Below are 26,067 nucleotides of genomic sequence, written 5' to 3' on the forward strand. Positions count from 1 at the left end.
CGTTCAGCCCTCACCTGACCAGATGCCGGTCTTCAAAGCGACCGGGCCATGCTTGCGCAAAGACAACCAGCCAAAGGCGTTTGATCGCCGGGACGGACTTGTACAGTGCATAGAAGTCTTCGATCTCGGGATAGGGATACTCAGCGTCCGGCGCATAGCCGAACAGCGTGAACTGCAAGTCCATGTTGTGCTCCTCGGGATCCCGGTTCACTTGGACACTGATCTGACGGTCGCCGGCGCAACGAGCCAGTTCCCGATCAATCACTTGGAAGTCCTCTCGCAGCAGATGCGGATGCCTCTGCGCATACCACTCGATGATGTCTCCGTAGTCCTCCGTGCCGCGGAGCGCCTGGAGGTCGTACGGCCACTCGCCGGGAGAGCAAGGGTTCGCCCACGGCCGATAGAGGTAGGGCTTCTGGCTCTTGCTGTACACCCACACCGGACGTCCGCGCTCAGGGAACGCCGGCACTGGCGCCAGCGCGGCCTCCTCGGGCTCGTCTTCGAATTCGATTCGCTGCAACATCGTTTCTGCCTTTCTGCCACCGACCTCATGTCGATGCGATGTACGCATTCTCGAAATCGAATCCCTTTCTGCCATGACTCAAAGTTGTGGGCGGCGGGGGGTATGAAGAGGGCCCACTTTCGAGGGAAAAAGGCACCTCTTCTGAGCTCGCAGCGGCGCCATGCGAAATGGCGCAGCCCTCACCTTGCGCTCAGGCTGGTGCCCTTCCAATCCGCCGCCTGCCAGCGCTGGAACGCACCGAGCATCGTGACATCGCCGGCCTGGCGCCTAGTCTCCAGCGTGTCGAGGTCGACCAGTTCGTAGCTGCGCTTGTAGCGGCCTTCGGCGCGGGACTCGCGCGCGACCAGCAGTTCCTTGCCGCCGGGCACCCAGCCGGCGAATTCCGCGTAGCCGAGGCCTGGCTGCGCGGCCACCGGCGGCAGCACCGACACCTTCCAGCCCTGCGACGTGCGGCGCAGCAGCCAGAGTTCGCGCCACCCGTCCGCCGGCACCGACGCGATCGAGATCGCCGTGCCCTCGCGGTTGATCCGCGCCGACGCCGTCATCACCAGCCCCCACGCGCAATGGCGCAGCAGCGGCGGATTCCCTTCCCGCGCGCCGTTCATCGTGAGCGTGAGGCAGGTCTCGCCCGGTTGGCCGGCGGCGACGTTCAGCTTCACCGCGCCGAGGATCTGTTCCGGCGCGCCCGTCGGCAGCGCGGCCCAGCGCATCGCATTGCCGCGCATGGCAGCGTCGTTGTAGGCGGGCTGGTCGTCGTCGGACAGCTCCGCAGGCACCACACGCGCGAAGGCTTCGAGCGAGCGGCGCGAGGCGGACGACGACGCGTCCACTTGCAGGGCCGTGGTCGAGGCGGCGGCACCGGTGGCGCTGGCAGCCCCGGCGGCATTTGCGCGGCGCGCGCGGATGAACGCCAGGCTGCTCCACACGCCCGCCTCGCGCATCAGCACGCGGTTGCGCCAATGTGTCGCCAGCGCCGGATCGCGCAGGTCGACCTTGTCGAGCACGTCCGCGCGCCACTGGTCCATCTGCTCGCGCTGCGGCGGCGTCGCGACCGGGTCCAGACAGTCGACGCGCGTCAGCGCCAGCGCGGCGCGCGCCTTCTGTTCCGGCGTCGAGGCCGGCATCGCCAGCACGCGGCGGAACGCGTCGCCTTCGTAGCAGAGCTGCATCGCGCCGGCCTCGCGCTCCAGCGTGCGGAAGCGCAGACCGTAGCGCGCGGCGACATCGAGCTGCGCGGCGACCTGCGTCTCGGCGGCCGTCGGCGCGACGGTCGCGCCGTCCGGGCGGGACTGCGCGCGCGATGCGCGATCGGCCAGACGCTCGGCCAGCGTGCCCATCGCGTCGAGCGCCTCGGCGCCGTCCGCGCCGTTCATCTGCGCCGCGCTCGCCGACTGCACGTAGGCGGCGGCCAGGCCCAGGCCCAGCGACTCCGAGCCCGGCTGCTGGCGCACCACGCGCAGGGCGGCCAGCAGCGCATCGGGCTGCGCGGCCGGGCCGTTGAGCGGCAGCAGCGCAGTCTTGCGGACGAAGCCGCCGCGTTCGCGGCGGTAGTCGTAGACCTGGAAGTGGTCGGGACGCTCGCCGCGGATCTCCAGCGCCTCGCCGCGCCAGAGCTGCGCCTGCGCCGGCGACGAGTCCTTCGCCGCCGCGCGCATCGCGACGTTGTCCTGCACCACCAGCGCGGTGCGCGGCGCTGCGTCGTCCGGCGAGACGCGCTTGATCGGCGGCTTGGGCGCCGCGTCGTCGGTCGCGGCCAGGGAGGCGGCATCGGCCGAGCGGACACACAGCAGTTGAACGACGACGGCGGCGATCGCAGCGGCGATCACAAGCTTCAGGCGGCACATGTCGGAACCCTTTCGATTCAGCATCAGGGACGGGATCAGGAACGTGGAGGAGCGGTGGCGTGTCATTGCGAGGTTCCCTCGCCTTCGCCTTCCGGACGACCTTCCGGACGCGCTTCCTGCTTCGTCCCCAGCAGCGTCTTGCCGATGAATCCGCCGTCCGACGGGGGCGGCGCGATGATCACCTGCACCTTGTCGGAGAGCTTGTCGGCCATCGCCTTCTGGATCAGCAGCGGATGGCGGCTCAGCAGCGCGCCTTCGGCGGCCATCTGGTCGACCGCGACCTTGCCGATGCGCGTCTGGCGATAAGCCTCCGCGTCGGCCAGCTTCTCGCGCGCCTTGGCCTCGCCTTCCGCTTCGATGCCGCGCGCCTGCGCGTTGCCTTCGGCCATGCGGACGCGAGCGACGCGCTCGGCCTCGGCTTCCAGCTGACGCTGCTCGACCTGGCGCTGCTTGAACGGCAGCACGTGCTTCATCGCCTCTTCCTGGCCCTTGGCGGCGATGACCTGCTCGCGCGCCGCGGCTTCCGCGGAGGTCTCGCGACGGACCTTCTCGGCGGCGGCCTCCAGCTCGGTCTGCTTGACCTGCTTCTCCTTGAGCTCCAGCGTGTAGCGCATCTTCTCGCTGGCCAGGCCTTCGGACAGCAGGTTCTCCAGACCGGCGCGGTACTCCTGCGGCAGGTCGACGTTGCCGATCTCCAGGCCGCGCAGCACGATGCCGTCCAGCGCCAGCTTGCGACGCAGCTCCGACTCCAGCGCGGCCTGGATGGGGCCGCGTTGGGTCGAGAAGATCTCGCGCACCGTGTGCGTCGCGATCTGACGGTAGACGATGCCTTGCAGCGCGGGAGCGATCACGTCGCCCTCGATGTCGTCGGGCAGCGAGGCGGCGAGCTGCGCTAGGCGCGTCGGGTCGACAGTCCAGCGCACCGTCAGGTCCAGGCCCAGCGAGAGCCCTTCGAGCGACTGCAGCGGCGCTTCGCCGTCGGCGCGGGCGAAGCGCTCCGGGTGATAGCTGCGGTCGCGCACCGGCAGGTCGCGGACGTCGTGCAGGCCGGGGATCTGGAGCATCGAACCGGAGCGGGCCTCGGTCACGCCGCCGGTCAGCACGTTGGTACGCAGGCTGACGGCGCCGCGCGGCACTTCGTGCACCGGCGGATGCGTCACCAGCAGCGCCACCGCGCCGGCCACGGCCGTCAGGCCGGCCAGCCACGGCAGGCAGCGGACCAGGCCGGCGCCGGCGCGCTTCAGCGGCACGCCGAGGCCGCCGGCACCGGCGCCTTCGCCGCCAAAGTCGGCGCCCTGGCTGCGGCGCGAGAAACCGGGCAGCCGAGCCTTGAGCCGCGCGGCGGCGTTGCGGATCGATTGCAGGCGGTCGTTCATGAGGTCCTCCGGGGTTCCCGTGATTCGGGTGTTGGGATGACGCTCATGGTCCGGAAACGGCCCGGAGGCCTCAATGCGGTCCTCGGCGGGTCCCTTCACGGTCCGGAAGAAACCCTCACAGGGCGGTCGCGCCGGCGGGCGCGAGGGTGCCGATAATCCGGCGCCATGGCCCTCCCCAGCAACAAGATCGCCGTCATCGAGGACGACCGCCCCACCAGCGAGCAGCTCACCGGCTGGATCCGCGCCGCGCGACCCGAGCTGCAGGTCGACCAGTGGTTCGACCGCGACGCCGCCGAGGCCGCGCTGGCGCGCGAGCGCTACGACATGGTGGTGCTCGACATCGAGCTCGGCCGCGAGCGCAACGCCGGCATCGCGCTGATCAACGAGATCAACAAGCTCAACGCCGGCACGCCGGTGCTGGTGGTGTCGGCGATGCCGGCGGCCATCTACCGCGGGATCATGAAGGCGCTGGACGCCTGGGACTACCTGCAGAAGACCAGCTTCGACGAGGCCGAGTTCATCGACACCTTCCTCGACATCCTGCGCGCGGCCCGCGCCCGCGAGGCCGCCGAGCCGGTGCCGGTCGCGCCGGAGTCGCTGCAGCTGGACCCGCTCTGGCAGCGCAGCCCGCTGTGGAAGGGCCAGCGCATCAACCTGCCGCTGACGGCGCAGCGCATCCTCGCCACGCTGTACCAGCGCGCGCCGCAGGTGGTGTCGTACGAGGAGCTCTACGACGTCGTCAAGAGCGGCCGCACGCGGGACAACGTCCGCAAGCACGTGTCCACGCTGCGCGAGGCGTTGAAGGAAGTCGATCCGACCTTCGACGCGATCGAGAACGTGCCGATGCGCGGGTTCCGGTGGTCGGGGCCGCGTTGAACATCGACAGGGCCGACGACATGGACGCCGCATGAAGCTCGGACCGGTCGAGCTGCCCGCGCTGGTCGTGCCGCGACTGGGCCTGGCGGCGTTCCGCCGGCGCGCGGTCGTTCACCTGGCCTTCCTGCTGCTGGCGCTGGCGACGGTCGGCCTGGTGCTGACCGTGCTGATCGACCAGAAGCAGCGCGCGTACCAGCGCTATGCGCAGGGCTTCCGCCAGTCGCTGGCGGAGATCGTGCTGCAGCTGCGGCATCCGAGCGGGCAGCTGGCGCTGCTCAATCCGACGATGGGCGCGGGCGACCGCGACGGTCAGGCGCCGGTGCTGCTGCCGTTCTCGGCCATCGACTTCGACGACCAGAACAAGGCGCAGCGCGCCGTCGAGATGGCCGGCTGCGGCCTGCGCTGGCCCGACGGCGCGAGCCTGTGCGCCGCCGTCGGCGCGAACGCCTACGCGGGCGGATTCCTGTACCTGGTCGGCAGCCTGGAGAGCGGGCCGCTCGCCGGCCGCGAGCATGGCGCGCTGGACCTGAGCGGCGTGCACCGTGCGCGCGTGACGCTGAAGCTGCGCGGCGGCACGCAGACGTGGATCGCGCCGTTCGAGGGCGCCGCCTCCGCTGACGGCACGCAGCGCGGTCGTCTGACTGGCTTCCTCGGTGCGGGTCCTCAGCTGCCCGGCAAGTCACGCCCGATGCGCGAATTCCGCGGCTGGCTCTGGCGCGAAGGTCCTTGCGCCGAAGGCAGCAGCGGACCGGACTGTGCGCGGCGCACCTTCTATTCGATCCGGCTGCCGGTCGAGGCCTTCCAGGACGCGCTCTTCGACGATGCCGGCCGTCGCGCGCGGCCGGTGTGGCCGCCGGCCGACCTCGACCAGATGCGGGTGCGGGTGGAGCTGCTCGCACCCGAGGAGACGAGCGCCGAAGCGACAGAAACTCCCGTGGCGCCCGCAACGTCTCCAGCGCTGTTCGACAGCGCCAGACCGGGCGCATCGCTGGCGCTGTCGCTGGACCGGATCGGCGCGTCGCTGCAGCCGGGCGAGACGCTGCGCATCGAGCGTCTGGGCAAGCAGTCGACGACGATCGCCGAACGTCGCGGTCCGGAGCTGTCGGAGCGCGCGCTCCCCTGGCTGATCCACGTGATGCGCTTGCTGCCGGTGCAAGGCGAGATCCTGGGCGTGGGCGCCGACACCGACGCGGCCGAGATCCGCTGGCTGACGGCGTCCGACGAAGTCGCGACGCCGAGCGGCCGCTACCGGCTCGACCTGCGCGGCGACCTGCGCAGCCTCGACCGCCAGCTCGCGCTGGAGGCGCGTCCGCTGGCGTGGCTGGCGGCGGCGATGCTGGCCGCGGTCGCGCTCGCGTGGCTGATGGTGGAGCTCGGCCTGATCCGCGGCATCGCGGTGCTGACCAAACGCGCGGCCGCGGTCTCGTACAACATGCAGGACGCCCGGGCGGAGCAGCGCATCGGCGAGCTCGACGTGGCCGACCTGCGCGGCCGCGACGAACTGGGCATCCTCGCCGGCAGCCTGGCCGACGCGCTCACCCGTGTGAAGGACGGCCTGCGCCGCGAGCAGCTGCGGGCCGAACGCGAGCGCGAGATGTGGCATGCCGTCGGGCACGAGATCATGTCGCCGCTGCAGTCGCTGATGGTGCTGCACGGCGCGGGCGACGACCCCAGCCACCGCTACGTGCAGCGGATGCAGCAGGCGGTGAAGGTGCTGTACGGCAGCGCGCCGCCGAGCGAGGCGCTGGCGTCGGCGGACCTGCACACGGAGGCGCTGGACCTGACGGCCTTCTGCCGCGAGGTGGCGGCAAACGCGCATTACGCCGGCATCGACCACGTCAGTTTCGAGACCGCGCTACCCGAGCCGCAGCCGGTGTACGCCGAGGCCTACGCGCTGGAGGACGCCGTCACCCACGTGCTGCGCAACGCCGACCGCTACCGGCCCGGAGGCACGCCCATTGCCATCACCCTGGAGGCCGGCGAGCCTGGTTTCGTGCTGCTGCGGATCCGCAACCAGGGGCCGCACATCGATGCGGCGATGCTGGAACAGATCTTCGAGTACGGCGTCTCCGATACCGCCCCGCAGGTGAACGGGGAACGCCGCGGCCAGGGGCTCTTCGTGGCCAAGACCTACCTGGCGAAGATGGATGGCAGCATCCGGGCATTCAATGTGCCGGACGGGGTGGTGTTCGAGATGAGCCTGCGCCGCGCGGCGGCGTGACGGGCTTCGTCCGACCCGCTCCGCACCCGCCGTTCCGTCCAGGCGGCTGTGCCTGATCGATCAAGGAGAGTTCCCATGCCGATGACCCCGCAATACGCGTTGACCGAGCCCATCCGCGACGCCGTCGATTCGCTGTCGAAGGGACATCCGCTGCTGCTCGAGTTCGGCGCGCCGTGGTGCCCCATCTGCGAGGCCGCGCAGCCGCTGCTGGAGCAGGCCTTCGACGGCCGGCACGCGATGGTCCAGCACATCAAGGTCGAGGACGGCAAGGGCCGGCCGCTCGGGCGTTCGTTCAAGGTCAAGCTCTGGCCGACCTTGATCTTCATGCGCGACGGGCAGGAGGTCGAGCGCCTGGTCAGGCCCACGAACGCTGCGGATATCCGGGCGGCGCTGGAGCGCATCGACAACACGTGACGGACAATCGGGCCCCATGACCCAAGCCCATGTGCTGCTCCCCAAGGACGGAGCTCCCGATCTGCTGTTCGTGCTGCTGCACGGTGCCGGCGCCGACGCCGAGCAGATGCGCCCGCTCGCCGAGGCGCTGCATCGCCAGTACCCGCGCGCCGCGCTGGTGCTGCTCGACGGCTTCGAGCCCTTCGATGCGATTCCGGGCGGAGGCTCGGGCTACCAGTGGTACTCGGAACAGGGCGACGATGCGGCCAAGGCCGCGCGTCTGACCGAGGCGGTGCCGACGCTGATCGCGCTGGTGCGCGGCTGGGCGGAGAAGCTCGACCTGGAATGGGGTCGGGTGGCGCTGGGCGGGTTCTCGCAGGGCGCGATCCTGGCGCTGGAAGCGCTTCAGCAGGAAGAGGCGCTGGCCGGTCGCGTGCTTGCGTTCGGTGGGGCGTATGCCTACTGGCCGCAGCAGGCGCCCAAGGATGTCTCCATCCATCTGCTGCACGGCAAGGATGACAGCGAGCTGCCCTACCCCGCGCTGCTGAACGCGGCGCGCGAGCTGATGTCGCTGGGCGCGGACATCACGGCGGACGTGCTCCCGAACGTCGGCCATGAGCTGCATCCGGCGCTCATCGAGCGCGCCATGGAACAGCTGCGGACCTTCATTCCCGCTCGTCTCTGGCGCGAGGCGGTCCTCGCCGCCGCCGAGCAGGACAAGAACGAGCAGAAGCACTGACGTACTGCGACGGCCGCTGGCCCTCACCCCCGCCCTCTCCCGCAAGCGGGAGAGGGAGTCCGACCGGCGCTCTTCTTGCCCCCTCTCCCGCTTGCGGGAGAGGGCAGGGGTGAGGGCTGCGGTCGATGCAGGACGACCAGCGTCAATCGAGCGTGACTTCGGTCCTCACCGTGCCCGCCCGGTCCGCCCACGCGACCAGGCTGATCCGCGTTCCCTTCGGCGCTCTCACCGTCCACTCGCCGTAGGCGCGATCGCCGGTGATGTCCCGTTCCGGCAGGAACGCCAGCTGCGTCTGCTTGGGCGCATGCCCTTCCAGCTGCGGGCCTTCCATGCGCGGCTTGCCGCTGACCAGCCCGACCTCCGGATCGACCGGCAGGAAGATCTCGAACATCACGCCGCGAGTCTGCTTGCGCGCCAGCGCCTGCTTGGTGACATACGCCGGCAGCCAGCCGCTGTTGCCCACCGCCATCCGCACGCGCCAGGTATCGGGCCCCAGCGCCCTCACCTCCGTGCGCAGCAGCTCCAGCTTCGGCAGGCTCAGCGCGATCTGGTTCATCCATGCCGGGAACCTGGCCGCCTCACGCTCGCGCAGATGCGGCGGCGGATTGCGCCAGAAGTTCATCTTGTCCCAGCCGCCGATCTCCACCGGCCCCAGCTGCGGGTGCATGAACGACGTCCACTCGACGTGCGCCTTGCCGCCACAGTGCTCGTCGCTCCACTTCAGCAGCTTGAGGTCGTCCTCCACCGGATGGTCGCGGAACCAGTCGATCCACTTGTAGCCGGTGATGCCCGCCTCCTTGTTGGGCGACCAGAGCTCCACCACCCAGAACAGGGCGCCGAGGTGCTCGTACACCCAGTCCTGCGTCCCGGTGATCACTTCCTTGGGGTGGTACTTGAACTCGTGCCAGATGCTCACCGCCGGGTAGCCGGTGTGCTGCTCGCCGAGCTTGGAGAAGCGTTGGAAGGCCCAGAGGTCCTCCGGCGGCATCTCGTCGTCGCTGCGCGTCCCGCAGGGCCGCAGGATCACGCCGCTGTGCGTGTGGAAGCTGATCGCCGCGCCGATGTTGGGGTGGCCGACCATGAAGTCCACCATCGCGCGCACCTCGGGCTCGCTGGTCGGGTACGGACCGGCGCCCACCTGCTCGAACTCCTGCCGCCAGCCGGCGGGGAAGTTGCGGTTCAGGTCCAGGCCTTCGCTGTCGCGGTTGACCTTGATGCTGAAGCCGTCGTGGTTGATGACCAGGCCTTCGGGCATCAGGCGGTAGTACTCGCCGCCGAACTCGCCCGGCTGGCGCGGCACCATCAGCCGCGGATCGTCCGGATGCTTCTTGTAGCCGCCGTGCGGATCGGCCACCCGCATCGTCAGGATGCGGCCGTCGCCGTCGATGTCCTCGACGCTGAGGCCTTCCACCGGCTCCTCGTCGAACGGATAAGGCCGCGTCGACGAGCGGATGTGCCGCGGCCGGTCCGCCAGCGCCAGCTCGCCGCCGTCCGGGTTCAGGCGCGGCACCATGTAGATCGTGCGCGTGTCCAGCAGGTGCGTGACCTGCGGGTCGGTGCCGTACTTGCTCAGCAGCTCGTGCAGGTAGTACAGGCAGGTGGTGCAGGCGGTCAGCTCGGCGGCGTGGATGTTGCCGTCGACCCAGAACGCGGGCTTCTCGACGTCGACGCCGGTCGCGGTGTTGGTCAGGATCAGGACCCAGATCTCGCGGCCCTCGAAGCTCTTGCCGAGCGAGCGCACCGACACCAGGTTGGGACAGGCCTGCGCATAGCTGAACAGCAGTTGCGTCAGCGCCTCGTAGCGCGGGAATTCGTCGAAGCGCGGGGTGGGCAGCGTCGCCATCGGTGGATGCGATGGATCCGGCGCCGGCGCGGCGGCGGGCGGGAGAGCGGTCATGGGCGTCCCAGGGGCGGTGTCGGTGCGGCCGATTTTGCATGCCCAGGCCCCGGCGACCGAGAGGGCTCTCCACCCCGGGACAGCGCGTTTTCCCTGAGACGGGTTAAATTGCTGGACTTGCACGTGCGCGCCGTCGCCTCGACGGGCGCGCATCGCACGACATGGACGGACGACCGTAAGAACGACACGACCCGGCGGTCCGCGAGGACGCCGAGGCGAAGCTGGAGAGATGGCTGTGAATCACTGCGAGAAGATCCCGTTGGGGACGCAAGGGGCGACCGAGTGGGAAGTGGTGCACCTGCCGTCCACGCTGGGCGACTTCCAGGCGCGGGCCTTCCGCAGCCCGGCGACGGGCTCGGAGCACCTGGTGCTGTCGGTGGGCCCGCTGCAGGAGCGCGGCGGCCTGCTGCGTGTTCACAGCGAATGCCTGACGGGCGACGTCTTCCAGTCGCTGCGCTGCGACTGCGGTCCGCAGCTGCAGGGCGCGCTGGACCTGCTCAAGGACGAGGGCGGCATCGTCATCTACATGCGCGGCCATGAGGGGCGCGGCATCGGCCTGGTCGAGAAGCTGCGCGCCTACGCGCTGCAGGAAGCCGGCGTCGACACCATCGATGCCAACCTGCGCCTGGGCCACGCCGAGGACGAACGCGACTACGCCGACGCCATCGACATCCTGTGCCTGCTGGGCGTGAAGAGCGTGCGGCTGATCACCAACAACCCGCAGAAGCGCGACGCGCTGGTGGCGGGCGGCGTCGAGGTCGAGGCGCTGGTGCCGCTGCGCATCGCGGCGAATCCGCACAACGAGCGCTACCTCGAGACCAAGCGCAAGCGGATGGGGCACTACCTGGAGTGAATGCCCTCCACGGCTCGCGGACCGTGGATCTCCACGAAGCCGCAGGGATGACCGGCGAGCGCGGCAACACCTGACACCGCCGCCCACTCGTCCTCGCGATGGCGACTCCTCAAACAAGTGGGAGTTGCTCGAAAGACGACGAGTTTGAGTCATCGCATCGGCGTCGACGTCTCTTCAAGATGGTTGCCTTCCACTTCCGTGAGGGCCCCCATGACGCCGTCGATCAAGCCGTTCGCCGACTCCCCGCGTCGATCTCGACGGTCAGGCGCACCGGATCGCGGACATGCACCTGCTGCATCCCGAGGGCGCCGTCGTGGAGTTCCTGGCGCCCTTCGACTGGCCGCTCGACGCCGACATGCGCGAGGGCCGTTTCGACGGCCTGCCCTATCCGCTGCAGGACATGCGGCCGCAGGGATTCCTCGGACGCTACTTCGCGCATTACTACGCCCCGCTGCTGCAGATCGGCGAGGACCCGAATGCGTGGTCGGACGACGACGCGCTGCACGCGATCTCGCTGCTGGGCAGCGACGCACCCGGCAATCTGCTGATCGGCGAGCAGGCGCACGCGCAGTGGCAGGAGCACCTCCGCCGAGTGGCCGACGGTCGCATTCCGCCCGGGATCACCGATGCCGACGTCCCCAACGCCTACCCGTCGCTGGCACGCCTCATCCTCTCCGACGGCATCCCCGGCTCGTCGGCGGGCGGCGAGTTCCCCAAGTTCACGGCCGTCCGCCTGCGGGCCGACGGCTCGTCCCAGCATGTGCTCGTCAAGTTCTCCGGCACCGACGGCTCCGCCGCCACGCAGCGCTGGTCCGACCTGCTGGTCTGCGAATACCTCGCCGGCCGCACGCTGTCCTCGCATCTCCGCGTGCCGGCGGCGGCGTCCTCCGTCCATCTCCACGGCGGGCGCACCTTCCTGGAAGTGGAGCGCTTCGACCGCCACGGCGAACTGGGGCGCTCGGCGCTGGTGTCCTGGTTCTCGCTGAACGCGGCCTTCGTCGGCAGCGCCGGCCTTCCCTGGCACGAGGCTGCGAAGCCTCTGGTGCAGGGTGGCTGGCTCAGCATGCATGACCTGACCCTCATCGAACGCCTCTGGCATTTCGGCCGGCTGATCGCCAACGACGACATGCACGACGGCAACCTCTCGTTCCGCCCCGTTCAGCGCGACGGCGCGGCGTGCTTCGGACTCGCACCGGCCTACGACATGCTGCCCATGGTCTATGCGCCGGCCCGCGACGGCACCCTGCCGACGAGGCGCTACGTGCCTGCGCGTCCGACCTCGGCCGATGCCACGGCCTGGGAGGCCGCGGCCGGCGCCGCACTGGCGTTCTGGCAAGCCGCGGCCGCCGATCCGCGCATCAGCGCGGCGTTCCGCGCGACCTGCGCGGACAACCGCCGACTGCTGGCCGCCTTGCTCTGAGTCGGCCACGTCTCCCGTTTGTGACCAACTCGTAACGCCCCCGCCCCTTCGCAACCTTTCTCACGCGCGCCGGCACCTACGCAGAACCCCTGCGTGATATTCCGCCGCGCCCATGCCGTTCCTCTTCCCCGTCCCGATCCCCTGGGACGTCGTTCTCCGGCAGCTCCTGCTCGTGCCCTGCTTCGAAGAGATCCTCTTCCGGCTCGGCCTCCAGGAGCGGCTGTCGACCGCGCGCGCCGCCGCCGCGCGGCGCCATGCCGTCGTGCTCACCGCGCTCGCCTTCGGCGCCGCGCACGCCATCGTGCTCGCCGTCGTCACGCCCGCGCCGGCGCTTCCCTCGATGCTGCTCGCGCTCGCCACCGCCGGGCCGGCGTGGTGGATCGGTCTCAGCTATCGACGACATCGCTCGCTCCCCCGCTGCATCGCCTGGCACGCCGGCTTCAACGCCTGCTGGCTGCTCGCGGCGCCGACGCTGCTTCCGCTGCTCACACCCCCTCTCTCTTCATCCTGACGAGGCTTCCGCCATGACCCTTCCCTTGCGCAGCGCCCTTCCCGGCGCGATCGTCGCGACCCTTGCGATCACGGCCGCGGTCCTCGCGGGTCCCGCCTTCGCCGCCGACCCCGTCGCCGGCCAGGCCCGCTTCTCGCAGGTCTGCGCCGCCTGCCACACGGTGGCCTCCACGGCCGTCGTCGACCGCGGCCGCAACAACCCCGCGATGATCCAGAACGCGATCAACACCATCCCGCAGATGGCCGGCGTCGGCGGCGCCGTCTCCGCCACCGACATCGCCAACATCGCCGCCTACCTCGGCAACTCGCCCTCCTCGATCAGCTTCGCGCAGACCGCCGTCGGCGCGACCAGCGCCGTCTCCACCCTCACCGTCAGCGCCAGCCGCCTCGCCGCGCTCGGCAACCTCTCCGCGGTCGCCAGCGGCGACTTCGCGGTCCAGGGTGGCTCCTGCGGCACCTCCGTGCCTGCCGGCACCAGCTGCACCGTCGGCGTCGTCTTCCGGCCCACCGCCGCCGGCGCGCGCAGCGGCGCGCTCACCCTCAGCCACAACGGCATCTCCACGCCTATTCCCATCGCGCTCAGCGGCACCGCCAACGTCACCTTGACGGCGGTGCTCTCCGCCGACGCCACCACCCTCGCCTTCGGCAACCAGCCCCTGGCCAGCGCCTCCGCCGCGCGCACCGTCACGCTGAGCAATACCGGCACCGCGTCCCTGGACTTCAGCAGCATCGGCATCACCGGCGCCAACGCCGGCGACTTCACCCGCGGCGGCAGCTGCGCCGTCGGCACGCCACTGGCTGTCGGCGCCAACTGCACCGTCACCGCCACCTTCGCCCCGACCGCGACCGGTGCCCGCGCCGCCACGCTGGCCGTCGCGGCGATCGCGCCCACGGCCAACAACGCCACCGCCAACGTCAACATCGCCATGACCGGCACCGGCCAGGCGCAACCCACCCCGGTCTCCTCGCTGTCGACCACGGCGCTCACCTTCGGCGCCCTGTCCGTCGGCAAGACCAGCACCGCGCAGACCGTCACCGTCTCCAACACCGGCAACGCCGCGCTCACCTTCAGCGGCATCGCCGCCACCGGCCCGTTCTCGACCACCGACACCTGCAGCGGCGGCGTGCCTGCCGGCGGCACCTGTGCCGTCAACGTCAGCTTCGTGCCCACCGGCGCGGGCGCAGCGACCGGTACGCTCGCGCTGACGAGCAACGCCGCGGCGTCCCCGCAGGCGGTCGCGCTGAGCGGCAGCGGTGTCCTCGCCAACACCCCGATCCTGGTCTGGACCGCGGCGACCAGCGCCGACTTCGGCACCGTCACCATGGGCGCCGACGGCGGTCTCAAGCACTTCACGCTGAGCAACACCGGCGACGTCGCCGCCACGCTGGGCAGCTTCGCCTTCGCCGGCGATGCCGCCGCCGACTACCGCGTCGACACGACGTCCACCTGCACGGCCGGTGCCGCGCTCGCGGTCGGCGGCAGCTGCGACCTCGCCATCGGCTTCAGCCCGCGCGGCGTCGGCACGCGTGCGGCCACGGCTGCGGTCGTCGCCGACAACGCCTCGCTGCCCGCCCCGCTGACGCTGACCGGCGTCGGTGCGGCTCCGCCGCAACCGGCCCTGCAGTTGTCCGCCACCTCGCTCGACTTCGGACCGACGGACACGAACGGTCGGCCGCTGACGCTGACCAACAGCGGCGCCGGCGTCCTGCACATCAGCGCCCTGAGCGTCGACAGTGCCCGCTTCACGATCGATGCCGGCGGCACCAACGCCTGCGGCGCGGCGCCGTTCACCGTGCAGCCCGGTGCGAACTGCCAGGTCACGCTGCGCTGGCTGGGTGCGGGCACCGCGGCTTCGGCGCCGACCGGCACTGACACCGGCACGCTCACCGTGCAAGGCGACATGACGCCGGCCACGGCGACCATCGCGCTGCGCGGCGCGCCGCGCAGCACCGAATCGTCGAACAGCGGCGGCGGTGGTTGCACGATCGGTTCCGGCACCGGTGCGGCCGATCCGTTGCTGCTGGTGATGGCAGCGCTCTCTGCGTTGATCCTGTGGCGTCGCCGCACTGCGACGAGCCCAGCCCTCACCCCCCGCCCTCTCCCGCGGTGCGGGAGAGGGGGCCAAGAGGGTGCCGTGCATCTGTCGAGCGATGTGGCCAAGGCATTCGAGCAGACCGCGAGCGCATCGAAGAACGAGCAGGCAGCGGGTGCTGCTGGGGCCGGAATGATGCTGGGGGTTCCCGGAGGGATGCCCCCTGCGTCGTGGAGTGCCCGCGCTTGGCGTCGTGCAGTCCGTTCGGCCTTCGTCAAGGCGACCCCGCTGGCGCTGACTGCCATCGCGACTGCGGCGGTCCTGTCTTCGGCCCCGACGGATGCGCAAGCGGCCGAGGTCGGCCAGCCTCTCCCCGTCACAACTGTCCCGAGCGCAGACGGCGCGCCGCTGACGCTGCACGACGGCAAGGCCAAGGTGACCTACGTCGACTTCTGGGCTTCGTGGTGCGGCCCGTGCCGCCAGTCTTTCCCGTGGATGAACCGCATGCAGGCGAAGTACGGCCCGCAGGGTCTGCGCATCGTCGCGGTGAATCTGGACGCGAGCCGCGCGGATGCGATGGCCTTCCTCAAGGAGGTGCCGGCCAGCGTCTCGCTGGGTTTCGATCCGAAGGGCGATTCGGCCAAACGGGTCGGTGTGCGGGCGATGCCGAGTTCGGTGCTGCTCGGTCCTGACGGTCGCGTGCTGCTGCAGCACAGCGGCTTCCGTGAAGAGGACGAAGCCGACCTCGAAGCGCGCATCGCCGCTGCGCTGAAGAAGTCTTGAAGGAGATCCCGATGAGAGCAGTTTCCCTCCCGCGCCGCCGTGCGCGCGGCGCGATGGCCGCCGTGGGCGCGCTGATCGCGCTCGCGAGTTCCGGCTGCGCCATGCAGCCGCCCCAACCCTGGGAGAAGGGCGCCCTCGCCCGTCCCGAGATGACGATGGGCGGCGACGTCCTCGGCGACCGCTTCGCGCAGCACATCTACACGAGCAAGGAAAACGCGTCCGGCGGCAACGGCGTCGGAGGAGGTGGTTGTGGCTGCAACTGAGGACGACCTGACCCCCGACATGACCGTGGACACCAACGCGAACGCCGGCGGCAGCCGGAGCACCTGGGGCGGCGTGCTGGCCGCGGCGATGCTGCTGCCCGGCCTGCAGGCCCCGGCCCTCGCCGAGACACCGCCCGAACAGGCGGAGATGTCCGTCAAGCTGCTGCACTACCGCGACCGCCAGCCCGGCTTCGACCGGATCAAGGTCACCGCCCCGTCGGTCTACCTGATGGTGCCGGTCGCCGGCCGCTGGTCGGTCGAAGGCTCGCTCGTCAACGACAGCGTCTCCGGCGCGTCGCCGCGCTATCACAGCGCCGTCTCCGGCGCCTCGCGGCTCGACGAGACCCGCAAGGCCGGCGACGTCCAGGTCACCCGCTACAACGACCGCGACGCCTGGTCGCTGGGCGCCGCGTACTCGACCGAACACGACTACCGCTCGCGCACCGTCTCCGCCGGCTACCGCCGCTCCAGCGAGGACAACAACACCACCTGGAACATCGGCGCGGCCTTCAGCGACGACTGGATCGGTTCCTCCGACGATCCCACACTCAGCCGCGGCCGGAACACCACGCAGCTGACCGTCGGCGTGACGCAGGCCTGGACGGCGGTGGACCTGGTCCAGCTCAGTCTCGGTGCGAACTGGGGTCACGGCATGTACTCGGACCCGTACAAGTTCCCCGACCGTCGTCCCGACCGGCGCGAGCAGTACACGCTGATGACGCGCTGGAACCACCATTTCACCGACTGGAAGGCCACGCTGCGCAGCAGCTGGCGCTACTACGCCGACAGCTTCGGCGTGCGCGCCAACACGCTGGAATCGGCGTGGGTGCAGCCCCTGTCCGGCGGCTGGACGCTGACCCCGTCGCTGCGCTACACGACGCAGCGCGCGGCGAAGTTCTATTACGACCCGGTCTACGACGCCGCCCTCGGCGCACCGCTGCCGCCCGGCTACACGGCGACCTCGCCGCAATACCTGTCCCCCGACCAGCGTCTCTCCGCCTTCGGCGCCGTCACCGTCGGGATGAAGGTCGCCTACGACATCGCGCCGAACTGGACCGCCGACCTGAGCCTGGAGCACTACGAACAGCGCGCCTCGTGGCGACTGGGCGGCAGCGGCTCGCCGGGGCTGGACCGCTTCCAGGCCGACTGGCTGCAGGTCGGGCTCTCCCACAGGTTCTGACGAACAGGGCGACGCCCCGGACCGACGAACGCCATCCATCAACGAGACGACGAGCGCCCCATGTGGTCCGTGCACCGCCATGCCTTCACCGCGATGGCGTCCCCCAACGAGATCGTGCTCGGCGGCGCGGCGCCGGATGCGGCCGCCGACGCCTGTGAGGCGGCCGAGGCCGAGGTGCGCCGCATCGAGCGCAAGTACTCGCGCTATCGCGAGGACAGCGTGATCTCCGCGATCAACGCCCGCGCCGGCCGCAACGCCGTCGCGGTCGACGACGAGACGGCGCAGCTGCTGAACTTCGCCGCCGAGCTGCACCGGCAGAGCGACGGCCTCTTCGACATCACCAGCGGCTGCCTGCGCCGCATCTGGGACTTCAAGGCCGGCCGCGAACCCACGCGGGACGCGCTGGCCGTGCAGCTCCAGCGCGTCGGCTGGCACCGCGCGCAGTGGGACGGCCGCACCATCGCGCTGCCGCAGGCCGGCATGGAGATCGACTTCGGCGGCATCGGCAAGGAGTACGCCGCCGATCGCGCCGTCGCCGTGCTGCGCGGCCTCGGCATCCGCCACGGCTTCGTCAACCTCGGCGGCGACATCCGCGTCGTCGGCCCGCGTCCCGACGGCCAGCCCTGGGTCTTCGCGATCCGGCATCCGCGCCGCGAGGACGAGGTCTGCGCCCGCATCCCCGTCCGCTACGGCGCGCTCGCCACCAGCGGCGACTACGAGCGCTTCTTCATCACCCGCGACGGCCGCCGCTGCTGCCACATCCTCGATCCGCGCAGCGGCCAGCCGGTCCGCCACTGGCAGGCCGTCAGCGTCGTTGCGCCGCTGTGCGTCGCCGCCGGCGCGCTGGCCACGATGGCCATGCTGATCGGCGCCCCCGCCCCTTCCCGACTCAGCACGCCCGGCGTCGGTTTCCTGCTCGTCGACGCCGATGGCCAGGTCCGCACGCACGACCCCGAACAACTGATCCCACTTCCGACCTCGCCATGAGACTGCTCACCACCTTCCTCGCCGGTGCGGCGGCCGCGTTCGCGCTGGCCGTCACCGCCCCCGGGCCCGCCCTCGCGGCGGTCGATCAACCGGCGTTCCTGGAGCCCACCCAGGCCTTCCCGGGCCGGGCCCGCATCCAGGCGCCCGCCGACGGCGGGGTCGCCGGCAACGTGGTCGTCGAATTCGACATCGCGGCCGGCTACCACCTGTACCGCGAGCGCTTCGCGATCGAAGCCGACGGCGCCGCGCTGCCCGCGCCGGGACTGCCGGCCGGCAAGACGGTCTTCGATCCGAATTTCAACAAGAACATGACGCTGTGGGCCGACGCCATCCGCGTCGTGCAGCCGCTGCCGCAGGGCGCCGTGCCCGAGACGCTGACCGTGCGCTATCAGGGCTGCGCGGATCGCGGGCTCTGCTATCCGCCGCAGCAGGCGCTGGTGCACCTGGAGCGCGGCGGCGACGGCCTGCTCAAGGCTCGCTGGGAGGCCCAGCCGGACGCGCTCTCGGCGCCGATCGAGGACGCCGCGCCGACGGGTTCCGGCAGCCCCGCCGCGCCGACGGCGTCGACGTCTCCGGGAGCCTCCGCCGCGACGTCGGCGACAGGCCCGTCGACCTCGGCCACATCGACCGCCGCCGATCAGGCCCCCGTCGACGGCAGCGCCGCCGCGCTCCAGTCCGGCAGCCTGCTGCGCGTCGTCGGCATGTTCCTGCTCGGCGGATTACTGCTCTCCTTCACGCCGTGCGTGCTGCCGATGCTCCCGATCCTGTCGTCGATCATCGTCGGCCAGGGCGCGCCGGTCTCGCGGGCGCGCGGCTTCTCGCTCGCCGTCGCGTACTCGCTGGGCATGGCGATGGTCTACACCACCGCCGGCATCGTCGCCGGCCTGCTCGGCTCCGGCTTCGCCGCCGCGCTGCAGAACCCCTGGGTGCTCGGCAGCTTCGCGCTGCTGCTGTCGGTGCTGGCGCTGTCGATGTTCGGGGTCTGGGAATTCCAGATGCCCGGCTTCATCCAGGACCGCGTCAACAACGCCTCCAACCAGATCAAGGGCGGCAAGCATGTCGGCGTGTTCCTGATGGGCGGGCTGTCGGCGCTGCTGGTCGGACCCTGCGTCGCGGCGCCGCTGGCCGGCGCGCTCGTCTACATCAGCCAGACCCGCGACGTGGTGCTGGGCGGCTCCGCGCTGTTCGCGCTGGCCTGCGGCATGAGCGTGCCGCTGTTGCTGCTCGGGCTGTCCGCCGGCACGCTGCTGCCGCGCGCGGGCCGCTGGATGGAGCATGTGAAGACCTTCTTCGGCCTGCTGCTGATCGCGGTCGCGCTGTGGCTGGTCTCGCCGGTGCTGCCGACCGGCGCGCTGATGTTCCTGATCGGCGCCGTCGCGCTGATCGCGGCGATCTGCCTGGGCGCCTTCGAATCCGGACGGCCCCGCGCCCTCAAGGCAGGCGGTGCGTTGGTTGCGCTGTGGTCCGCCGCGATGATCGGCGGCGCGCTCTCCGGCGGCGACAGCGTGCTGATGCCGCTGCGTCATCTGGCGCGGACCTCCGTCGGCGGTCTGCCGATGGCGAGCGCCGAAGCCGCCTCGCGTCCCGGCCAGGCGCCCGCGTTCGAGCGCATCACCACGGTGGCGCAGCTGGACGCGGCGCTCGCCTCCTCGGACCGTCCGGTGATGCTGGACTTCTACGCCGACTGGTGCGTCGCCTGCAAGGAGATGGAGCACCTCACCTTCTCCGACCCCGCCATCGCCACGCGGCTGCGCAACGCGCGCCTGCTGCAGGCCGACGTGACGGCCAACAGCGCCGAGGCGAAGGCGCTGCTCAAGCGCTTCCAGCTGTTCGGCCCGCCGGGGATCCTGTTCTTCGATCCGCAGGGGAAGGAACTCGCCGCCGCGCGCACGATCGGCTTCCTGCCGGCCGATGAATTCGCCCAGCGCCTGGACCGCGCCAAGCTGTGATCCGCCACGTCAAGACACGCCGAGCAGAACCGACATGAGCCTCCCCCAACGCCACACCGCCCTGCTGATCCTCGGCTCGGGCCCCGCCGGCTACACCGCCGCGCTCTACGCCGCCCGCGCCAACCTGAAACCGCTGCTCGTCACCGGCATCGCGCAAGGGGGTCAGTTGATGACCACCACCGAGGTCGACAACTGGCCGGCCGACGTGATGGGCGTGCAGGGTCCGGAGCTGATGAAGCGCTTCCAGGAGCATGCGGAACGCTTCCAGACCGAGATCGTGTTCGATCACATCAACAGCGTCGACTTCTCCAGGCGGCCGTTCACGCTGACCGGCGACAGCGCGGTCTACACGGCGGACGCGGTGGTCCTCGCCACCGGCGCTTCGGCGCAATACCTGGGACTGCCGTCCGAGGAAGCCTTCATGGGCCGCGGCGTCAGCGCCTGCGCCACCTGCGACGGCTTCTTCTATCGCGAGCAGGACGTCTGCGTGGTCGGCGGCGGCAACACGGCCGTCGAGGAAGCGCTGTACCTGTCCAACATCGCCAGCAAGGTGCATCTGATCCATCGTCGCGACAAGTTCCGCGCGGAGCCCATCCTGGTCGACAAGCTGATGGACAAGGTCAAGGCGGGCAAGATCGAGCTGCATGTGTTCCATACCTTGGAAGAGGTACTCGGTGATGCAGGCGGCGTGAACGGCGTCCGCATCAGGAGCACGCAGGACGGCGCGACGACGGATGTGAAGCTGCAGGGCTGCTTCATCGCGATCGGTCACAAGCCCAACACGGAGATCTTCCGCGGCCAGATCGAGCTGCGCGACGGCTATGTGCTGACGCGCAGCGGGTCGGAGGGGTTTGCCACGATGACCAGCGTGCCGGGCGTGTTCGCGGCCGGTGACGTGCAGGACCACGTCTATCGGCAGGCGATCACCAGCGCCGGCACGGGCTGCATGGCGGCGCTCGATGCGCAGCGGTTCCTCGAGCAGCAGTCCGGCTGACTGCGTGAGGCCGCTGGCCCTCACCCCCACCCTCTCCCGCGGTGCGGGAGAGGGGGCCACCCCAGTGCTCCTGCTCGGGATGGCTCGCCCCTGCTCCAGCTCCTGCTGCGGATGGCTCGGTGCATTCTCACTCCCTCTCCCGCTTGCGGGAGAGGGCGGGGGTGAGGGCCAGCAGACTCGGCAGTCAGAGGATGTCAGCGATCGAGGTCTCAGAACGACCAGGCCACCCCGGCGACCCAGCGCTGCAGCGACGGGTCGCCGCGTTGCGGCAGCGAGCTGTAGAGCCGCGACACGCTGAAGCGCCAGTCCCCGACGGTGTACGCCAACCCAGCGTTGGCGAAGCGGTAGGAGCCGCTGCCGTGGCCCCAGTTCGAGACCATGCCCCAGCCCACGTCGGCCGCCAGCGCGTCGACGAGGCGCCGGTGCCAGGTCAGTTCCGCGATGGTCGCGCCGCGATGGCCGAGGTAGCCCCACGACGAGTACGCCGCCAGGTCCGGCGACACCGACACCGTCGCGCCCCACTGCCCCCATTCCGCCGCGTCCCACAGCCCGCCCAGCGACAGCTCGCTGTAGCGCAGCCGGTCCGCGTTGCCGCCGCCGGCGTAGGCGTAATGCGCCCCGGACAGCGTCACCACGCGCCTGTCGTCGATCTGCCACCACCGCGTCGCGGAGAGGATCGCCTCCGCCTTCGCCCCGTTGCGCATGTGCATGGAGCCCAGCCCGAGGCCCAGGCTCCAGTTGCGGTCGTCGCGGTAGTACAGGTCGGCGGTGGCGCCCGGTTCATCGCCGCTGAGGCTGATACCGCGCGACACGCGCTCCGACACGACCGACACCGTGCCGCCCCAGTTCTGGGCGCTGGCGGCCCCCGACGCGACGAGGCCCGACGCCAGGAGGGCGAGGGTTCGGGCGAAGGCCCGGTCGAGTTTTTTTGGGGGCACGGCAACCATCGGCGGCGATTCTGGCACCCATGAGGGACACTTCTGCAGAAATCAGTCGCCCATGTTTCAACCTGTTCCGAATGAAGCGGACACGGCCGCCGAGTCGCGTCTGCGTGTCTGGCTGCAGGCCGCCGCGGCCGGCGACCGGTCGGCTTTCGAGCAGCTGTACCGGCACTGCCAGCCGCGGCTGTCGCGCTTCGTGCTGCGCAGCTGCGGCCGGCCCGACCTGGCCGAGGAGGTCGTCAACGACACCCTGTGGATCGTGTGGCGCACCGCCGGCAACTTCCGCGGCGAGTCGCGGGTCTCGACCTGGATCCACGGCATCGCCTACCGCTGCATGCTGAAGGCGCTGCGCGACGGCGTGACGGCGCAGGAGATCAACGCGTCCTCGGTGAACGAGACCGAGCTGGCGATGGCCGAGCCCCGCGTCAACGAGGCCGTCGACCGCGAGCTGCGCGACTGGGTGTCGCGGGGCCTGGCCGCGCTGCCGGTGGAACAGCGGGTGACGCTGGAGCTGGCGTACTACCTGGGCGAGACCTGCGAGGACATCGCCCGCATCATGAATTGCGCCACCGGCACCGTGAAGGCCCGCATGTTCCATGCGCGCGTGCGGCTGCGCAACGTGCTGCCCGAGCTGGGCGGCGAGATCTCCCCGGCCAGCGGCACTGAAGGACCGATCCGATGACTTCCCACGATGCTCCCTCCGACCGCTTCGCGGGTCCCGACAGTCCTGCAGGCGATCCGGCCCTGGGCCAACCCAACGAGCACCGCCAGGTGTGGGACGCGATCGCCTGGGTCGTGGCCGGCACGGCCACGCCCGAGCAGCGCCGCCTGGTGCAGGCGCATCTGCCGCACTGCGCGCATTGCCGCGAGGAGCTGGAGCTCCAGCGCAACATCCATCGCGGCATGCAGGATGCGCCGCACGCGGCGGGCGCTGCAGACGCCGACGAGGCCGCCATCCAGGCCGGTCTGGACCGCCTGTGGGCGCGCGATCGCGACGCGGGTCCGGTGACGCCGGTGGAAGGCGCTCGCGGTTCGTCGGCCAACGATGGCGGCTCGCGCCTCACGCGCTGGCTGACGGCGGCGGTGGCGGTGCAGGCGGTCGCGATGTGCGTGCTCGGTCTGCGCCTGTGGACCGACGGCCATCCGCCTGCCGACTACGTGACGCTGAGCCAGCCGGCCGTGCTGCCCGCCGGCGCGGTCGTCCGGCTGGTGCCTGAGGAGCGCGTCGACATGGGCCGGCTGCGCCAGGTGCTGACGCACCACGGCCTGAGGATCGTCGGCGCGGACGAGGACGCCAGCAGCCTGCTGCTGGCGCCGCTCCAGCCGGCGCCGGTGGAGGCCGTCCCCGCGATGGTGGAGCGGCTGCGCGCGGAACCGGGCGTGCTGCTCGCGGAGCCGGTCGGCGCCGCGGCACCGGGGCGCTGAGCGATGCCTGCTTCGATCGCTCGCGGTCTCGGTCTTGTCGCTTCGACCTTGGCCGCCTTGACGGCGGCGCTCGCGTTGAGCCTCGCGGCACGCGCCGAGACCGTCGCGGCAGACACGGGAACGGCCGCGCCCGCGACGTCGTCGATCGCGTCGACCACGCCGACGGCACCCGCCGCATCGCCGGCAACGTCGGCAACGTCGGCGACGCCGGAAGGCCGCCTCATCATCCTGGCCGTCGAAGACCGCGGCGAACCGTTGCCGGGCGCCGGCGGATCGGCGCGCGGCGACTACCGCCGGATGGCGGGTTACGCGGGGAGCGCGCGGGCCATGGCGATGTCCGAGGCGCTCGCCCGCGAGTACAAGCTCCGTGAGCGGGCCGCGTGGACCATCGCGCCGCTGAACCTGCGCTGCATGCTCTACGCGTTGAGCGAGGGCGATGACGCCGACGTCGTGCTGGCCCGCCTGCGCCAGGATGCACGCGTCAAGCTCGCGCAGCCGCTCAACGAATTCGAGACGCTGGGCGGCCCCGCGCTGGAGGCGCCGACGCCCGCGCCGACCGCGCCGGGAACCGCGCCGACAACGACACCGGCGATCGTTCCGTCGCCTGCGCCGCCGCTCGCTCCACCGCCGGGGACGTCTTCCCCGACAGCCCTCTACAACGATCCCTACTTCGGTCTGCAGAAGGGCTTCCAGCAGATGTCCACGGCGGCCCTGCAGCAGGTCAGCGTCGGGGCACGCGTGAAGGTTGCGGTGATCGACACCGGCGTCGACGCGCGGCACCCCGATCTGCTCGGACAGGTCTCGGGCCAGCGGGACTACGTCGCCGGCGGCGGCGCGCAGGTCGACGCGGTGCCGGAGCGCCACGGCACCGAGGTGATGGGCCTCATCGCGGCGAAGGTGAACAACCGGCAGGGCATCGTCGGCGTCGCGCCGGGCGCGGTGATGACGAGCTATCGCGCCTGCTGGACGGACGTCGCGCGTGCGGGCGCGGACGCCGGGCCGGCGCCGGCGCGCTGCAACTCGTTCACCCTGGCGCAGGCGCTGGGCGCGGCGATCGCCGACGGCGCGGACGTGATCAACCTGAGCCTCGGCGGTCCGAGCGACCCGCTGCTGTCGAAGCTCGCCCAGCATGCGCAGTCGCGCGGCGCGGTGCTCGTCGCGGCGGCGCCGCCGGGGCGGCTCGGCAAGGGCTTTCCGAGCGAGGTGCCCGGCGCGCTGGTCGTGGCCAGCACGGGAGAGCTCTCCGGCGCCGAAGGCTGGCTCGCCGCGCCGGGACGATCGGTGCTGACGACGGTCCCCGGCGGCGGCTACGACATCGACACCGGCAGCTCGCTCGCGGCGGCGCATGCGACGGGTGTGGTCGCGCTGCTGCGCGCGGCGGTGCCCGGCGCGGATGCCGAGCGACTGAAACGGGCGCTGCTGGGCTCGATGACCGTGTCCGGCGCGATCAACGCCTGCGCGGCCGCGCGGGCGTTGGGCGTGACGGGCCTGCATTGCGAGTCTGCGGCGCGCAGCTTGCCCTGAGGAGGCTCCTCTTCTCCAAGGAGCCTGCATGTCCGATCGCAACAAGGCCGCTTTGACGGCCGCCAACGCCGCCATCACCCGAGGCGATACCGAGGGATTCCTGGCGTACTGCGCCGAGGACATCGTCTGGACGACGGTCGGTGAAGACACGCTGAACGGCAAGGCCGCCGTCCGGCAATGGATGTCGACCGGCTACGCCGAGGCGCCCACCTTCACCGTAACCGAACTGGTGGCGGAGCGGGACATCGTCATTGCGCTCGGGACGATCGAAAGCAAGGACGAGGACGGCCAGCCGGTCCAGAACGCCTACGCCGACGTCTGGCGCTTCCGTGACGGGTTGATGGTCGAGTTGAGGGCGTTCGTGATTCCGACCTGACGGCGGACCCGCCCCGCCGACTTACTCGAACACGGGCCGGAAGAAGGTGCGCTCATATCGGAGGATGCACCGCGTCTCTTCGGCGTACCGGAACGCGGCCTGGCATTCCGGATCGTCGAAGGACTTGATCCGGTACTCCTCGTAGGCCGCCAGCGACGGGAACGAGAACGAGGCCAGCGCGATGTCGTTGGCGCCTTCCGAGGGCAACAGGTAACCGTGGTGCACGCCGCCGAACTTCCTGACGAGCGGGATCCAGAGCTTCCCGTAATGCTCGAACTCCTTGAGCTTGAGCGGATCGATGACGTAGCGGAGGTGGCAGGTGATCATGGGCGGGTGTCCGTGTATTCAATGGCGGACGACGTCATCGGGCGACGGCGTGTGCGTCGGCACTTTAGCCCTGCGTCCCCTCGATGAGGGATTCGCGCGCGCGACGATCTCCGTAGGCTCCGTCGTGACCACGCACCCAGGGAGTTCCGCATGACCACGTCGTTGCCATCCTTCGATGTCTCGCAGCTGATCGGCTGGCCTTTCCGGGCTTTGACGCTGGCGCCGAGCCAGCTCACGCAGCCCATCACCTACAACATCAACGCGTTCAATTCGAGCGCTCCGCAGACCGAGGCGCGCATCGTCTCGCAACACAGCTACGGCAGGCAGCTCGGCCGGCTGTCCGACGCGGTGCAGGCGCTGATGGACGTGTTGTATCCGGAAGGCGCCCCCGATGGTCCGAACGGGCCACTCGCCCGCTTTGCGCAGCTGCGCGAGGACATCGAGATGCTCAAGGCCAATGGGGCGGAAGATCGGTTGGAACGGGTCGCGCAGGATCTGAAGACCTTGCGGGACAGCGATCCGGATCGCTTCGAGCGCGTACGAAAGATGCTGTCGCAGACGCTGCGGGATTGAGTTGGCGTGACGCCCGACGTGGCGTCACATGAACTGGCTACGCTGGGTGACCTCCTGACG

Annotated in this window: 24 protein-coding genes; 18 read left to right on the forward strand and 6 right to left on the reverse strand. The window is 70.7% G+C overall.

The window, feature by feature from the left end; genetic code table 11:
* Window positions 1-10: 10 nt before the first annotated feature.
* The 3 genes from ACQZ13_RS27730 to ACQZ13_RS27740 all read right to left on the reverse strand — a co-directional run bounded on the left by ACQZ13_RS27730 (window position 11) and on the right by ACQZ13_RS27740 (window position 3,743).
* A complete protein-coding gene (locus tag ACQZ13_RS27730; protein WP_431049046.1) occupies window positions 11-523 on the reverse strand; it encodes a hypothetical protein in 513 nt (170 codons plus the stop codon).
* A gap of 179 nt (window positions 524-702) precedes the next feature.
* On the reverse strand, window positions 703-2,391 hold the full coding sequence (locus ACQZ13_RS27735) for a hypothetical protein (protein WP_431049047.1): 1,689 nt from the start codon (window positions 2,389-2,391) through the stop codon (window positions 703-705).
* Window positions 2,392-2,429: 38 nt separating this feature from the next.
* Window positions 2,430-3,743: an SPFH domain-containing protein gene (locus ACQZ13_RS27740; RefSeq protein ID WP_431049048.1), complete on the reverse strand. Its 1,314-nt coding sequence runs from the start codon at window positions 3,741-3,743 to the stop codon at window positions 2,430-2,432.
* Window positions 3,744-3,908: 165 nt separating this feature from the next.
* Between ACQZ13_RS27740 and ACQZ13_RS27745 the strand changes: the two genes are divergently transcribed.
* The 4 genes from ACQZ13_RS27745 to ypfH all read left to right on the forward strand — a co-directional run bounded on the left by ACQZ13_RS27745 (window position 3,909) and on the right by ypfH (window position 7,972).
* Entirely contained in the window at window positions 3,909-4,619 is a 711-nt protein-coding gene (locus tag ACQZ13_RS27745; protein WP_431049049.1) for a response regulator, read from the forward strand.
* Window positions 4,620-4,650: 31 nt separating this feature from the next.
* Window positions 4,651-6,840, forward strand: a complete 2,190-nt coding sequence (locus ACQZ13_RS27750; RefSeq protein ID WP_431049050.1) for an ATP-binding protein — start codon at window positions 4,651-4,653, stop codon at window positions 6,838-6,840.
* Window positions 6,841-6,915: 75 nt separating this feature from the next.
* Window positions 6,916-7,254, forward strand: coding sequence for a thioredoxin family protein (locus ACQZ13_RS27755; protein WP_431049051.1), 339 nt, complete (start codon window positions 6,916-6,918; stop codon window positions 7,252-7,254).
* Window positions 7,255-7,270: 16 nt separating this feature from the next.
* On the forward strand, window positions 7,271-7,972 hold the full coding sequence (gene ypfH, locus ACQZ13_RS27760; protein WP_431049052.1) for an esterase: 702 nt from the start codon (window positions 7,271-7,273) through the stop codon (window positions 7,970-7,972).
* A gap of 142 nt (window positions 7,973-8,114) precedes the next feature.
* Here ypfH and ACQZ13_RS27765 read toward each other — a convergent pair whose 3' ends face one another.
* Window positions 8,115-9,869 (reverse strand): M14 family metallopeptidase, encoded by a 1,755-nt coding sequence (locus tag ACQZ13_RS27765; RefSeq protein ID WP_431049053.1) that lies wholly within the window; start codon window positions 9,867-9,869, stop codon window positions 8,115-8,117.
* A gap of 229 nt (window positions 9,870-10,098) precedes the next feature.
* On the opposite strand from ACQZ13_RS27765, the gene ribA reads away from it, so the two are divergent.
* From ribA to trxB, 9 genes are all read left to right on the forward strand, one after another.
* On the forward strand, window positions 10,099-10,722 hold the full coding sequence (gene ribA / locus ACQZ13_RS27770) for a GTP cyclohydrolase II (protein ID WP_088408543.1): 624 nt from the start codon (window positions 10,099-10,101) through the stop codon (window positions 10,720-10,722).
* Between the two features lie 274 nt (window positions 10,723-10,996).
* Window positions 10,997-12,142, forward strand: a complete 1,146-nt coding sequence (yjjJ, locus tag ACQZ13_RS27775; RefSeq protein WP_431053416.1) for a type II toxin-antitoxin system HipA family toxin YjjJ — start codon at window positions 10,997-10,999, stop codon at window positions 12,140-12,142.
* Between the two features lie 112 nt (window positions 12,143-12,254).
* Window positions 12,255-12,653 (forward strand): CPBP family glutamic-type intramembrane protease, encoded by a 399-nt coding sequence (locus tag ACQZ13_RS27780; RefSeq protein WP_431049054.1) that lies wholly within the window; start codon window positions 12,255-12,257, stop codon window positions 12,651-12,653.
* A gap of 13 nt (window positions 12,654-12,666) precedes the next feature.
* The gene (locus ACQZ13_RS27785) at window positions 12,667-15,468 is read left to right on the forward strand and encodes a choice-of-anchor D domain-containing protein (RefSeq protein WP_431049055.1); all 2,802 of its coding nucleotides are present in this window, start codon (window positions 12,667-12,669) and stop codon (window positions 15,466-15,468) included.
* A gap of 11 nt (window positions 15,469-15,479) precedes the next feature.
* Window positions 15,480-15,731, forward strand: a complete 252-nt coding sequence (locus ACQZ13_RS27790; RefSeq protein WP_431049056.1) for a DUF4266 domain-containing protein — start codon at window positions 15,480-15,482, stop codon at window positions 15,729-15,731.
* Window positions 15,718-16,911, forward strand: a complete 1,194-nt coding sequence (locus tag ACQZ13_RS27795; RefSeq protein WP_431049057.1) for a DUF3570 domain-containing protein — start codon at window positions 15,718-15,720, stop codon at window positions 16,909-16,911. Before ACQZ13_RS27790 ends, ACQZ13_RS27795 begins: the two co-directional genes overlap by 14 nt.
* A gap of 60 nt (window positions 16,912-16,971) precedes the next feature.
* Entirely contained in the window at window positions 16,972-17,898 is a 927-nt protein-coding gene (locus ACQZ13_RS27800) for an FAD:protein FMN transferase (RefSeq protein ID WP_431049058.1), read from the forward strand.
* The gene (gene dsbD / locus ACQZ13_RS27805; RefSeq protein ID WP_431049059.1) at window positions 17,895-19,847 is read left to right on the forward strand and encodes a protein-disulfide reductase DsbD; all 1,953 of its coding nucleotides are present in this window, start codon (window positions 17,895-17,897) and stop codon (window positions 19,845-19,847) included. The genes ACQZ13_RS27800 and dsbD overlap by 4 nt, the downstream gene beginning before the upstream one ends.
* Window positions 19,848-19,881: 34 nt before the next feature.
* Entirely contained in the window at window positions 19,882-20,841 is a 960-nt protein-coding gene (gene trxB / locus ACQZ13_RS27810) for a thioredoxin-disulfide reductase (protein WP_431049060.1), read from the forward strand.
* A 209-nt stretch (window positions 20,842-21,050) separates the two neighbouring features.
* On the opposite strand, the gene ACQZ13_RS27815 is transcribed toward trxB, so the two are convergent.
* On the reverse strand, window positions 21,051-21,788 hold the full coding sequence (locus ACQZ13_RS27815) for a hypothetical protein (RefSeq protein ID WP_431049061.1): 738 nt from the start codon (window positions 21,786-21,788) through the stop codon (window positions 21,051-21,053).
* 52 nt (window positions 21,789-21,840) lie between these two features.
* Between ACQZ13_RS27815 and ACQZ13_RS27820 the strand changes: the two genes are divergently transcribed.
* From ACQZ13_RS27820 to ACQZ13_RS27835, 4 genes are read left to right on the forward strand one after another with little or no spacing between them, the layout of a single operon-like run.
* Complete coding sequence (locus tag ACQZ13_RS27820) at window positions 21,841-22,464, forward strand: RNA polymerase sigma factor (protein WP_431049062.1); 624 nt, start codon at window positions 21,841-21,843, stop codon at window positions 22,462-22,464.
* Window positions 22,461-23,207, forward strand: a complete 747-nt coding sequence (locus ACQZ13_RS27825; RefSeq protein ID WP_431049063.1) for a zf-HC2 domain-containing protein — start codon at window positions 22,461-22,463, stop codon at window positions 23,205-23,207. Before ACQZ13_RS27820 ends, ACQZ13_RS27825 begins: the two co-directional genes overlap by 4 nt.
* A 3-nt stretch (window positions 23,208-23,210) precedes the next feature.
* Window positions 23,211-24,731 carry a S8 family peptidase gene (locus tag ACQZ13_RS27830; RefSeq protein WP_431049064.1) on the forward strand — a complete coding sequence of 507 codons (1,521 nt, stop codon included), beginning with the start codon at window positions 23,211-23,213 and terminating at the stop codon, window positions 24,729-24,731.
* 28 nt (window positions 24,732-24,759) lie between these two features.
* On the forward strand, window positions 24,760-25,107 hold the full coding sequence (locus ACQZ13_RS27835) for a nuclear transport factor 2 family protein (protein WP_088408556.1): 348 nt from the start codon (window positions 24,760-24,762) through the stop codon (window positions 25,105-25,107).
* Between the two features lie 21 nt (window positions 25,108-25,128).
* Here the strand turns inward: ACQZ13_RS27835 and ACQZ13_RS27840 are convergent, their stop codons facing one another.
* A complete protein-coding gene (locus ACQZ13_RS27840) occupies window positions 25,129-25,434 on the reverse strand; it encodes an NIPSNAP family protein (protein ID WP_088408557.1) in 306 nt (101 codons plus the stop codon).
* A gap of 150 nt (window positions 25,435-25,584) precedes the next feature.
* On the opposite strand from ACQZ13_RS27840, the gene ACQZ13_RS27845 reads away from it, so the two are divergent.
* Window positions 25,585-26,007: a hypothetical protein gene (locus tag ACQZ13_RS27845; RefSeq protein WP_088408558.1), complete on the forward strand. Its 423-nt coding sequence runs from the start codon at window positions 25,585-25,587 to the stop codon at window positions 26,005-26,007.
* The last annotated feature ends 60 nt before the right edge of the window (window positions 26,008-26,067 follow it).

Origin of the sequence: Roseateles sp. L2-2, assembly GCF_050613215.1 — a bacterium.
GTDB lineage: Bacteria > Pseudomonadota > Gammaproteobacteria > Burkholderiales > Burkholderiaceae_C > Roseateles > Roseateles noduli.